The sequence below is a fragment of the Pollutibacter soli genome, from assembly GCA_029269725.1.
Lineage (GTDB): Bacteria > Bacteroidota > Bacteroidia > Chitinophagales > Chitinophagaceae > Pollutibacter > Pollutibacter soli.
In genome coordinates this window covers 410,091-423,436 of sequence record JARJHS010000004.1, presented here as the reverse complement: position 1 = coordinate 423,436, position 13,346 = coordinate 410,091, and the positions used below count along the sequence as shown (strand labels likewise).

At 42.0% G+C, this 13,346-nt stretch carries 6 protein-coding genes; 1 reads left to right on the top strand and 5 read right to left on the bottom strand.

Annotated features, from left to right (window positions below; translation table 11 throughout):
* Positions 1 to 278: 278 nt before the first annotated feature.
* From P2W82_RS12760 to uvrA, 3 genes are all read right to left on the bottom strand, one after another.
* A complete protein-coding gene (locus P2W82_RS12760) occupies positions 279 to 3,101 on the bottom strand; it encodes a T9SS type A sorting domain-containing protein (RefSeq protein WP_336516279.1) in 2,823 nt (940 codons plus the stop codon).
* Between the two features lie 392 nt (positions 3,102 to 3,493).
* Positions 3,494 to 6,319: a T9SS type A sorting domain-containing protein gene (locus P2W82_RS12755; RefSeq protein ID WP_336516278.1), complete on the bottom strand. Its 2,826-nt coding sequence runs from the start codon at positions 6,317 to 6,319 to the stop codon at positions 3,494 to 3,496.
* A gap of 357 nt (positions 6,320 to 6,676) precedes the next feature.
* Positions 6,677 to 9,505 carry an excinuclease ABC subunit UvrA gene (uvrA, locus tag P2W82_RS12750; RefSeq protein WP_419555718.1) on the bottom strand — a complete coding sequence of 943 codons (2,829 nt, stop codon included), beginning with the start codon at positions 9,503 to 9,505 and terminating at the stop codon, positions 6,677 to 6,679.
* Positions 9,506 to 9,801: 296 nt separating this feature from the next.
* Here uvrA and P2W82_RS12745 point away from each other — a divergent pair, with 296 nt between their 5' ends.
* On the top strand, positions 9,802 to 10,383 hold the full coding sequence (locus P2W82_RS12745; protein ID WP_336516276.1) for an RNA polymerase sigma factor: 582 nt from the start codon (positions 9,802 to 9,804) through the stop codon (positions 10,381 to 10,383).
* 478 nt (positions 10,384 to 10,861) lie between these two features.
* On the opposite strand, the gene P2W82_RS12740 is transcribed toward P2W82_RS12745, so the two are convergent.
* Both P2W82_RS12740 and P2W82_RS12735 read right to left on the bottom strand, forming a co-directional pair.
* Positions 10,862 to 12,766, bottom strand: coding sequence for a protein-disulfide reductase DsbD family protein (locus tag P2W82_RS12740; RefSeq protein WP_336516275.1), 1,905 nt, complete (start codon positions 12,764 to 12,766; stop codon positions 10,862 to 10,864).
* Positions 12,767 to 12,859: 93 nt separating this feature from the next.
* Positions 12,860 to 13,327: a protein-disulfide reductase DsbD domain-containing protein gene (locus tag P2W82_RS12735; RefSeq protein ID WP_336516274.1), complete on the bottom strand. Its 468-nt coding sequence runs from the start codon at positions 13,325 to 13,327 to the stop codon at positions 12,860 to 12,862.
* Positions 13,328 to 13,346 lie beyond the last annotated feature (19 nt).

Here is a 13,346-nt window from a genome sequence, read left to right as displayed (position 1 = left end):
CGTGCTGAATTCAGAGGAATTGGATAGCGAAACTGCAGATATGGCATAAAAATATGCCAACCTATTGAAATAGACAAAATTATAACTCAAATCTTTGTTTTGGAAGTGCAAACCACGCATCTGTGGCGGGTTTCGTCACTTTGTTCGGAAAAAATCGGGGGTTTGTTACCGTAAGTTTTAGATGCCCGTTGACGTTAGTTCGGGCAGTATTATCGTGTTGCTAAAACGAATAAGGACCCGTCCTGGAGGTGCCTATTTTACAATTGCACAGATTATTTTCAGTATTTCTGAATTCGATAGACAGTATCTTGTCTTCCATTCCAAAATATAATATTATACATTCCCCGGTTAAGCTCCTTAAGATTGACCTGTTGTATAGTGGCACCATCCGGTACGGAAATTGATCTTATCATCCGACCCTGCATATCAGTAATTTTTATATAAGAACCTCTTCCCGCTTTTCCGAGCGGGAGTGTAACCATTTCGTATACCGGATTCGGATAAGCTTTCAGTTGATTTTGACCTTCTCTGACCTTGAGCATGATAACCGGGGAATAACCGAACTGCTGATCGACATCAATCATTTTCAGCCGGTAGTAATTTTTGCCGCTGCCAGGAGTCAGATGTCGAAAACTGTAGCTGCCACCTATCGGGTTATTGTTCGCATGGACATACCCTATGGAATTGAAATGTACTCCATCAGAACTATACTCCACATTAAAAACGGACAGTTGATTTTCTGCCAGGGTATTCCATTCGAGCAAAGAGTGTTTGTCCGACAACAATACCGTAAAATTGATAAGCCCGGCAGGAAGTGGTGAAAGAAAGTCCAGTCCGGTGAATTCTGAAAATGAAGTAACCACTGCGGTCATCTGGTTAGCGGTATAGTTCATCCCTGAAGCAAATTCCATCCACGGTTCAGTGCCGTTCCATTTAGCCATGCTGATCAGATATTCAGATCCAATGATATCATTATCCAGGTAATAAGAGGTAACGGTTGCCGAAAAACCGGACAGCCCGGATTGATTTACCGACCAATAACGGGTCAGGTAATAGGTGATGTTTCCATTGTTTGGATGCTTTTCGTCCGCTACACTTACTCCTACATAACCGGCATAACTACCGCCAGTAAACGAAAGATGGATCGGCGAATACTCGGAGTTGCCCGTGTTCTCTCCCACAGGAAACAAGAATGCGCCAGCGGATGTCATTGCCTTGCGTAATTCTCCACCTGCGGTTGCAATAATCATTTTTGACGAACTGAAAGACCCGGCACCCAGAGTACCTATGTCAGGTGAAGATGCGCCCATCGTGAGTGTATATGCAGACAGGTCGAGATTAACACCGATATTTAAGGTTCCGGAAATGATGGCATGCTGGTTCAGAAGCAGGGAGCCGGTCGTTTTATTAATGTCTATATTATTAAAAGTAGTTATTGAGGAACCACCAATCGTTTGAACACCTGAACCATCAAATGTTACTTTTCCATTCGGAGCATAACCGTTTGCTGAAAATCCTGTACCATCATTGACAAAATTTCCCGCGACTGTTATGATGCGTGTAGAAAGAATAAATCGTCCGGAAGAAATTACCAGGTCGCCGTTCACATCGACGTTTGTATTTGTCAGAGTAACTGCCGCATTCCCTGTAGTGGCTATTCTAAGATCGTTTGCCCCGGTTAACCCATTGCCCGTCGCCTGGTTGGCACTTCCGTTAAAAATATAGTTAGCTCCGGAATTATAGTTTCTTGCAGATGTTCTTACCTGGCCTGTTGCGCCAGAACCGGTAATGCCCTGTGCATGCCGTATACCAAAAGTCCCGCCACTCTGGACAGTAAAAACTCCTCCCTGGATGATCGTTGTTGCAGAAACGGCCTGCAATGTGTCGCCGGCAGTAACTGTAAAATTTTGTGGACCAGTAACAGTATTGGCTGCGCCGGAAGTAAAATTGTGACTTTTGTTGCCTTCAAAGTAAAAGGTTGTACTGTATAGAATGCTGTAACCGTAAATGTCCCCGCCTGTATGAATAAAATCACCGTACATGGTCACACTGCGGCTCCCTGAAAAATACCAGTTGGTTTCAAATGTACCACCCGTAATTTCCAAAGTCCCGAAGATATTTATGCTTCCCTCTAAGGTCCTGGTACCACCAGCGCTAATCTTAATATTTCCGTAATCGCAAACAGGTACATTTTTATCACCACCTGAAAAATCTATTGTTGAAGCCGGATCCAGATCCACAACAGCACCGGTACCAGTAACCGAAAACGATGTGGAGCCTGTAAGCGTCAATAAAGTGTTTGCTTTCATTGCAAAATCATCATTTGTTCCAAGACTAATTGAGAAGCCACCATTATTTAAAGTTCCGGATAGAATTGTCAGGTTGCTCAAAACATTGGTACCTGTAACTGCCGCTCCAAGTGTAACCCCTTCGGTACTGGTATTACTGAACGTAATATTTCCATATACATAGGGTTCGGTACCATTTGAAAAATTTGCCGTTTGAGCAGCAGCCCCGTTATAGTTGAAATTACTTCCAGCATGCATGATAATGTCGCCGCCAGTCACGGATCCACCGAGATTAACGGTACCTGCATTTGTTGATTGAATAAAACAGCGTTGCGGATCGGACCCGAGGACTATATTTCCCCTGACTGTCAATGTCCCTGTTGTAAGGGTGATGAATGATTTTCGGTTATCGTTCGTGGAATTGGTAATAGAAACTGATTCACATGTAAGTGTGCCGGCTCCTATAGCAATAGAATGATCCCGGTTCGATGTCGTTGCCGTATTGTTTATCGTAACGGCACCTTCAACGTTAAGGTTGAAAGTGCTAACGATACTTACAATAGTCACTGTATTCACACCATTTATTGTAAGAGAGTTGCAAACTGCATTAATATTAACGGAAACGGTAAATCCATTAGGGATCACCACATTGTCGGTGGCCAGAGGCACCCTGTTCTGAGACCAGTTGGCAGCGACACTCCAATTATTATTTGTGGACCCGTCAAACGTGTTCGTTTGTGCGTGTCCGTAACTTGCAAGTAAAATCGCAACCGACAGGCCGGAAGCCCTTAATGTTTTGGTTAGGGTAAACATAGAATAAAGGATGTTTTAATCAATGATTTGCCAGGCAGAATTCAAACAGGCGAGTGTATTCGTGCACAGCGATTTCCTTCTGAATCTGTTCAGGCTGTTCTTATAGGGAGAATGTTTTATAGAAACGCAGAATCTTTTAAAAAACTACTATACCTGATTTCCAGGTTACTTCTTAGGTAGTTGACCAATTCGATATAGATTTCTACTAACGGTTGGGAGCCAACGATTTTTATCATCCAAAAAATCACAGTGGTTTGTCAAAATTCTGACTGGTTTTTAAAAAACTAATAGCATTCTAATATTTTCCCATTAAAAGCGAAACCTGCAGTGCCATATTTAAAAAGCAAAAGGACTGTTTGCACAGTCCCTTTACTAATATTCAATCCGGAGAATTAATTTTTTTGAATCCGATGGATGGTCTTTTCGCCTCCATTCTCGTATATGATATTATACATTCCACGATTAAGGTTATTCAATCTGATCTGCTGTAAAGTTGCTCCTGCAGGTACCTGGATAGATTGAACCAGTTTCCCCTGCATATCAACCACCCGGATAAATGCACCTTTTCCTGCTTTTTCAAACTGGATGGTTACGTTGTCAGATGCCGGGTTAGGATAGGCATTCAGATGTCTTTGTTCACCGGAATATTTCAGCATAATTATTGGCGAATAATCGAATTTGTCATCGATGTCAATCATCTTTAACCGATAATAATTTTTACCATTAATCGGGTTGAGGTGTTTGTAGGAGTAAAAACTTCCGGTCATACTATTACGTGAGTTTACCCTTGACAGACTGATAAAGTGCTGACCATCGGTGCTGTATTCGACATCATAATGTGAAGAATTGACTTCTTCAGCGGTCGTCCATTCCAATAAAGCAGCCTTATCCATAAGAGTAGCATTGAAACTGGTGAGTTTTACCGGTAATGCTTCGAGTAAGTTGATACCGGTGAAATCTGAGAATGAGGTTACTGTTGCATAAATTGAATTCAAAGCCGGAACGCTTGATGGATCGAAACGAACCCAAGGCTCATTGCCGTCCCATTTCCCCATTCTGATATTATTTTCATCTCCAACAATATCAGCATCATCATATGTTAATCCAACAGTAGCACTGAACCCAGAAAATCCAGATTGTGATATAGTCCAGTATCGTGTGAGATAGTTTGTAATGTTTCCATTTGCTGGATGCTTTGCATCAACAACTTTTGCTGAAACATAACCGGCATAGATTCCGCCAGAAAACGAAACCAAGGCAGGTGTATATTCAGCAGTACCAGTAGTATCGCCAATTGGGAAAGCCACTGCCGCAGCGCTTGTGAGCAACTTGCGGACTTCACCACCACCATTTGCGATAATCATTTTTGTTGCGCTAAAACTGCCTGTACCCAGGGTACCGATAGCAGGTGAAGCAGCAGACATTGTCAGGATATGTGTAGTCAAATCGAGGTTTACTCCGATATTCAAAGTCCCGGAGATATTTATATCCTGAGCAAGTACAACAGTACCTGTAGTTTTATTTAAGTCTGAATGGTTGAAAGTGGTAATAGTACTTCCACCAATCGTCTGAATACCAGATCCGTTAAATGTCACTTTTCCGTTAGGTGCAGCTCCATTTGACGTAAAGGCCGCATTATTTGTCCAGTTGCCTCCGACAGTCATTATGTTAGAACCAAGTGCTAATGTACCTGAACTTATCAATACATTTCCGGTAACGGCAACGTTATTGTTGGTCATTGTTACGGTTGAAGCTCCTGTGTTTGCAATGGTGAGATTTGCTGCACCAGTAACACCGTTTCCGGTAGCCTGTGCCGCACTACCGTTATATATATAATTTGCACTTGTGGAATAAGTTTTAGCGCCAGTTGTCTGCACCTGACCGGTAGATGCCGTCGTAGAAATCCCTTGTGGATGTCTAATACCGGTTGTGGAACCAGCTTGTGCTGTGAAAGCGCCGGCGCCAGTGATCAGTGTTGTTGGCAGATCGAACTGGAGAGTATCCCCTGTTTCTACAATATAATTTATGTTGTTACTTGCTGAAGCAACAGAAGAAAATATATGTTGTTTATTTCCAGTAAAAAGAAACTCGCCCGCACCATTATCTAACTCAGTTAATGTTCCACCGGAATGCGTATAGTTTCCACTGAGATTAAGTATGCCCGTTTGATTATTAGTTTGCATATTCAACGTTCCGCCCGAAAGATTGAAATTCCCAGATACGTTAACGACTGGAGCACTTCCGGAGCCGCCTGTACGATAAGTGAAAGTACCACCAGAAATTACCAAATTACCTGTAACCGATAGCGTGGCTGAACCATTACTAGTATTTTTTAGTGTAAAAAGACCTCCTATTAGACTGAAGTTTCCTGCGGATATTGTTCTGCCAGTTGTGGAATTGACGAGAGATAATTCAAATGCAGACGCGTTATTTATCGTCAACGTTCCAAGAACTGTGAGGTCGGTATTAATCGCGGCGGCCGCAGTTAACGTACTTTGAATATTTAAGTTATAAAAATTTTGAGTCGCCCCAGCAGTTGGAAATGTGTTTGTAATCCCGGTGACTGAAGCGGTCGATCCGATATTCCATGTTGCAGTGGGTATGGTACCGCCATTTATGTTATGAACATAAGTACCTCCATTTCCAAAAATTAATGTTGCTGCTGTAGAGGTTATAGTTGTATTCAACCCGTTACGGTTGATAAATCCTGTAACAGTCGTTGTGCTATTGGCTGTGTTGATGCCAGAAGTTAATGTAGCACTTCCCTGGTTTAAATTTAATGTACCTGCGATTGTGTTTGTACTGGTGCCGGAAAATGCCAAATTAAGATTGGCACCTCCTGTTGCTCCCGTCAATGTCAAAGTACTTCCATTCGCAACACTTAGCGCTGAAGCTAATGTAATGGTTGCAGCGGTAGCACCAGTTTTCTGAAAAGTAACGTTGGTGTTCCCACTGATATTGATTTGCCCCGCTGTAAAACCACTCGGAATATCAATTGTTTTAGTACCTCCGTTGTTGATATTTAAAATATCATTGTTGGCAGGGGAATTTCTGGCGGGAGTCCAGTTGGCGGCTGTCGCAATCGATCCGCTTCCGGCTATGTTCCAGGTGTAGGTAGTCTGGGCTGTTGAATTCAATGACGCTCCCACGACCATCAGGGATAAAAAAATAAACGTACACAAAAAGTTGTGCGTGATCACAGAGTAAATCTTTTTCATCTCAATGTTTTTAGTTTTCAGTGTAGAGTAAGGTTAGCAGAGGATATTTCAGGTAGTGACAAAAGACTACCGGAACGGAGCCAGATCATTGTTCCGGGACATGTCCGTTTAGACACTAAAGGGTTATAGTAAAGGATAGATTAGCTTAGCTTCAAGAGATCTCTATAGCGGATATGGAGTGCGTTTTACGCGCGAATCGGAGCAAAACTAATATGGGGCCATTAATCTTGCAAATCATGTATATTGATTATTTCGATATGAACCGTTGGAAAACTTTGAAATTCAATTAGAAAGTGATTAGAAAATAGCGTAAAAACACGCGAAAAAACCCCAGAAACGGTACAACCATTTAGTAGTTTAACCAGGGAATTCTCCTTTTAAGTAAGGCTGGGTGCGGCTTTCAGTGCATTTTGCTAACCCTGCAGGTACACCAGCGTAAACCAGCTGGCCACCCTCATCGCCCGCCTCCGGTCCTAATTCAATAACCCAGTCGGCGCTTTTAATTACGTCTATGTTATGCTCAATCACGATTACACTATGTCCCTGATCGATCAAAGCATTAAAGGACGCAAGAAGCTTTTTAATGTCGTGGAAGTGAAGCCCGGTTGTTGGTTCATCAAATATGAAAAGAATCCCCTGCGCCGCTTTTCCCTTTCCAAGAAAGGAAGCGAGCTTGATCCTCTGAGCCTCTCCACCGGATAGCGTGTCCCCGGATTGTCCCAGTTTTATATACCCAAGACCAACATCGCTCAGCGGTTTTATTTTCTGGATAATATCCTTTTCATCCGCGAAAAATTCAATCGCCTGGTCAACACTCAATTCCAGGATATCATATATGTTCTTCTCACGATACCTGACTTCAAGCACTTCTTCCTTGAATCTTTTACCGCCACATACTTCACAGGTCAGGTGTACATCGGCAAGAAACTGCATTTCAACTACCTGCTCTCCCTCACCCTTACATTGATCGCAACGGCCTCCATCAACATTGAATGAAAAATGTTTCGGCTGGTATCCGCGGATTTTGCTCAGTGGTTGTTTTGCAAACAAATCCCTGACTTCATCCCATGCCTTTATATAGGTAACCGGGTTGCTCCTTGATGATTTACCGATCGGGTTCTGATCCACCATCTCCACCTGCTTTATCGATTCGATATCTCCCGTAATCGCTTTATGCAGTCCCACTTTATCTGAAAACTCTCCTTTAATTTTCTGAAGCGCAGGATAAAGGATTTGTTTTACCAATGTTGTTTTACCGCTCCCACTCACTCCGCTCACAGCGCAGAGGGTCTGTAACGGAAATGAAATATTCAGATCTTTTAAATTATTCTGCCTGGCGCCTTCTACATTAATCGATTTTTTCCATTTTCTTATCTTCTCAGGAATTTCAATCTTTAATTTCCCTGTCAGGTAACCAGCCGTAAGACTTTTCTTGTTTTTAACCAACTCATTGTAGTTACCCGCCGCAACAACTTCCCCACCGAGGTGACTTGCCAGCGGACCCATATCAATGATATAGTCTGCTTCCCGCATCATCAGTTCGTCGTGTTCCACTACAACCACGGTATTGTGCAGATCGCGCAGATTTTTTAATACTTTGATTAGCCTGTCTGTGTCGCGGGAATGTAATCCAATAGAAGGTTCATCTAATATATAAAGCGAATTGGTCAGGTTACTGCCAATACTGCGTGTTAACTGAATGCGTTGGCTTTCCCCACCGCTAAGACTGTTCGCCAGTCTGTTTAAAGTAAGGTATCCTAACCCAACGTTGAGAAGTGTCTGTAACCTTTGCCTGATCTCAATAAGAATTCTTTTGGCCACCTGCTGATCAAACTCACTCAGCTGCAGATCATCAAACCATTGGTTCAGATCACGTACCTGCATTTCACAAAGCTCACCGATATGTTTGTCTGCAATTTTTACATACAGCGCTTCCGGTCTTAATCGATAACCGTGGCAGGCGGTGCAGGTTGTTCTGCCACGATATCTCGATAACAATACCCGATACTGCACCTTGTACAGATTCTGCTCAACTTCTTTAAAGAAATCATTGATACCCTGAGCGTACTCGTTACCTTCCCAAAGTGTTCTAAGCTCCGCCGGTTTCAGATCTATGATCGGACGATGTACAGGAAAGTCAAACCGTTTTGCTGCTTTTATAAAACTCTCTTTCCACTGGCCGAGCTTCTCTCCCTTCCAGGGTGCCACGGCGCCTTCATAAAGGCTTAACCGTTTATCCGGAATTACGAGGTCAGGATCTATTCCCAGGATCTGGGAGAAGCCTTCACATACCGGGCAGGCACCGAAGGGATTGTTGAACGAAAAAAGATTGGGTACAGGCTCTTCGAACTTCATTCCATCAAGTTCAAAACGATTAGAAAAAGAAATCATTTCTTTTTCATTCACCATCAATTCAATGTTTCCTTCACCCTCGTAAAACGCAGTACTAACGGAATCGGCTATCCGATGTTTATCATCTTCATCAAAATCTTTCACTACCAACCTGTCAATCAATACAAAAGTATCAGCAGTTGGTCTCCAGCTTTTCTGTTCCAATAATTCTTCGATACGCAAAACACTGTTTGTCTTTTTATCAAACAAACGCGTAATACCTTTTTGTAAAAGAATATTGAGTTCTTCTTTTATTTCCCGTTTACCATGAAATAAAAAATGTACAAGAATATAAACTTTGTCACCGGATTTTAAATTTGTAATTGCATTGATTACATCCAGTACATCATCTTTTTTCACTTGCCTTCCCGAAATCGGAGAGATAGTTTTTCCGATTCTTCCATAAAATAACCTCAGGTAATCATATATCTCAGTCATACTACCCACCGTACTACGTGGAGTACGTGTAATAACTTTCTGTTCTATAGCAATTGCAGGACACAAACCGTGTATATAATCCACATCCGGTTTATTCATTCGCATCAGAAATTGCCTTGCATATGCGCTTAAACTTTCTGCATACCTGCGCTGACCCTCTGCATATAATGTATCGATCGTTAATGATGATTTTCCCGATCCCGAAACACCCGTAACTACAATGAGATTTTCCCTAGGTATTTCTACGTCTATGTTACGTAGATTATGTACACGGGCACCTTTAATGAAAATGGAATCTTTTGATGTAACTGATGATGCAATTGTCTTACTTCCCTTACCGGACGCGGCTTTCGTCATAGTCATCTGCAAAAGTAATTGTTAAATTTATGTTGCACACTTTCATCTGATAAAACCATCATCTATCTTTAAAATAATATTGCACGATAACAATAATTTTTTTCGGGAAATAGTTGAAAAAATATTTTTAACTATTATTTGGGGGTAATAAAATATATACTATTTTCATTGTCCCAATATCCCGGAAAAGCAAATAAGAAACACTATTCCCGCCTATAGGATAGACTTCTACTTGTTCACTGGTCATATTGGGATGTTCCAAATATCCCAAACCATTATTAAAAACCGTAGAAGTTATGCGATCCCTAACCAATCTCACTGATCAGCAACTCATTCATTTATTTATGGATGGGGACTCTGAAGCCCTTGAAGCACTTATTATTCGTCACAAAGAAAAAATCTACACATCCATTTTTCTGCTTGTTAAAGACAAGTATCTCGCAGAAGATATTTTCCAGGATGTGTTCATTCGTGTTATCGACACTGTTCGTAGCGGTCGTTACACGGAAGAGGGTAAATTTTTACCATGGGCAATGAGGATCGCCCACAACCTTTGCGTAGATCATTTCAGAAAAGTTAAAAGAACACCAACCATCCGCAACAGCGAAGACCGCGACATTTTTGAAGTTCTGAATTTTACTGAAGATGGTGTTGATCGTAAGATGATGCAACGCCAGAGCCATGACCGCGTACGTCAGATGCTTGACCTGCTTCCCGCAGATCAGCGCGAGGTAATTATTCTTCGTCACTATGCGGAGATGAGTTTCAAGGAAATCGCAGCAATGACCAACTGCAGCATCAATACTGCGCTCGGTCGTATGCGCTATGGCCTGATCAATCTTCGTAAGATGATGACAGAAAAACAGATAGCTCTCTAATAAATTATAAGCCCCACCATCTGAAAGAAAAGATCATTAAGGAGCAGGCGCCCCGATGCCTGTTTCCTTAATGATTTAGCAGGCAGGCGTTCGCAGGCAGGAGAAACAGCCGGCGGTTGAGTGTAGAAATGCACTTCGTAATTTCATTAGGGTAAACGCACCTGATATGGCTTGATCTTATCTTCTGGTTCTTCTTTTGGCTTATCATCGGCAAATAGTAAACGTAGACAATACAAACAGCCGGCGGTTGAGTGTAGATATGCACTTCGTAATTTCATTAGGGTAAATGCACCTGATATGGCTTAATCTTATCTTCTGGTTCTTTTAAACTTATCATCGGCAAACAGTAGACTGCAGACAATAGACACAGCCGGCAGTTGATGAACAGGTATCTGCCTATCAGCAGAAAAGCAGGTCTTCTTTTGCTATGCTTATCGCTACAAACTAACTCTCCTGCCTCCCTCTCCTTACTCCTGCCTTATTTTCCATTGGCATCGAGTCCGCAACGAAGCCATTCCGAAAATTCGGTTTTATCAGGCGTATACCCGACTGGTGGTGTGAGTAGAATTTCTTTATTACTGATCAGTACATACCAGGGCTGAGAACTGGCATTGAAATTTTCTGTCTGGAAAGTACTCCATTTGTCTCCCACAGTTCTGATCTTCCGTTCAGTACCGTCTTTTGAAGTATATACAAATTGCTCAGCCGCAGGTAATTGTTTTTTGTCATCGACATAAAGAGAAACAAGTACATATTTCTCCATTAACTCTTTTACCCCGGGATCTGGCCAGACATTCTCTTCCATTTTTCTGCAGTTCACGCAGGCCCAACCCGTGAAATCGATCATTATTGGCTTATTTGTTTCTTTTGCAACTTTCAATGCTTCCGCATAATCCATCAACGGCTCTTCACAATTTATCGGGTTGGAATAAAGACTGTAGCAATGCGGAGGCGGGAACCCGCTCACCAATCCAATATTCGCGTACCTGGTATTGGTAACTCCCGGTAAAATATATAAGGTGAAGGCCAGTACAAAAAATGCAAATAACTTTCTTGCTAATCCAGGCTTCTTCGAAGGATCATCGTGAGGAAAACGCAACCACCCCATCAGGTAAATGAAAAGTCCGAGGAATATCAATACCCAGAGGGCAAAAAACAATTCTCTCTTCAATATGCCCCAATGCGCAACCAGATCTGCATTTGACAAAAACTTCAAAGCCAGCGCCAGCTCGATAAAACCGAGGACCACTTTAACGGTATTCAACCAACCACCACTTTTCGGTAAATTCTGAAGCCAATGCGGGAATAATGCAAACAGCGCAAAAGGTAATCCCAGAGCAAGTCCAAATCCTGCAAGGCCTGCAGTCAATGGCCAGGCACCTTCACTCGCACTACCCACGAGTAATGTACCAAGTATGGGACCTGTACATGAAAAAGACACGATCACCAATGTGAGTGCCATGAAAAATATTCCGACCAGATTTGAACCCTGCTTCGCATTTGCCCGGTTGGCCACTGAACCTGGCAATGTGATTTCGAAATAGCCAAAAAACGAAATCGCAAAAACGATGAAAATGATAAAGAATATGACGTTCAGATAAATATTAGTGGCGATGTCATTATAGATCGTCGGACTAACTGTCCCGATAATGTGAAACGGAATACTCAATGCAGAATAGATCAGGAAAATAAATGCTCCGTAAAGTATTGCATTGGATTTACCGGCTTTCTTTGTAAAAAATGATACAGTCAATGGAATCATCGGAAATACACAAGGCGTCAGCAATGCCACAAGTCCACCAAGAAATCCGAGGATAAAAATGGTAAAAAGACTTTTCTCATTTGACGCTGTTGACTTTCCACATTCCTGCAGAGGCTTTTTTATATCGATTGACGGAATGAGAATCTTATTGTTTGCAACAACACCTCCCTCCAGTGCCACTTCAAAAGGCCAGGACTCCAGCGGATAAAATGATTCTCCTTTCCCATAGGTAAATTGAAGTGTACCAAGTAATACGGCGGGAACAGTTCCCCCGATTTTGACATCCACAGAAAATTTTGCCGGGCCGTTATAAACCTTGTATTGCTTATCCGGAAAAAGCGGACTCGTTATCGCTTGTCCTTCACCGATAGCACTGAGCGGTCTGACAATCTTAATAGAAGAGTCTGATAGTTGAAGAGTGCCCGAATTAATATCATCGAACATCGCTTCGGGTGCAAAAAGATCCCAGCTTTTATTTCCCTCGGTACTGAATTCTAAAGTGTACAGTCCATTCTCTTTTTTTATGCTTGAAACGCTCCATTGATATGCTGAAGAATCCTGTGCAAATAAACCGGAAGCGCAGAAACCTGAAAGCAATAGAAAGAGCAGAAGTTTTCGCATAAGCTCAGAATAGTTTCTTCAGTGTCTTTCTAATTCAACCAGGATATGCAGTTTTGAAATGATCGATGTCGAAGAAGAATTAATGTAGAGTGATTATCCACCAACTTCAATTTTAAAAGCAACTTCTGATGGAGGAAGACAAAGTGATTCGTTGCAAACCATAAATTCCACCTTTCCGTTGATGTTTGTCTTTGCTTTTGTTTTGAGTTTCACTACCTGGACGAATTCAACTGTTTTTTCATAATAGTTTACATCGCCAGACCAGGCACTCTCAAATTTTTTGATCAGCTTTCCGGATTCTTTCACATCACCATTCAGTGAAAGCAGTGGGTTAGCCGTAAAATTGATCGTAGTTGGCACAGGCCCATCGACACCAGCTTTCTGTGCATACATATGATAGTTGCCCGAAATATCTGCTGTGAGGCGAACCTCATAAGTATTGTCTGCTATTTTCTTTGACGTGAAAGTCCATTTCACCTGTTTCGCTGAACCTGTCTGAGCAAAAGCAGCTCCGAAAACTGACAATATCAATGTTGATATGAGTAAAATCTTTTTAGTCACGCTTTATTAAATTGAGGCT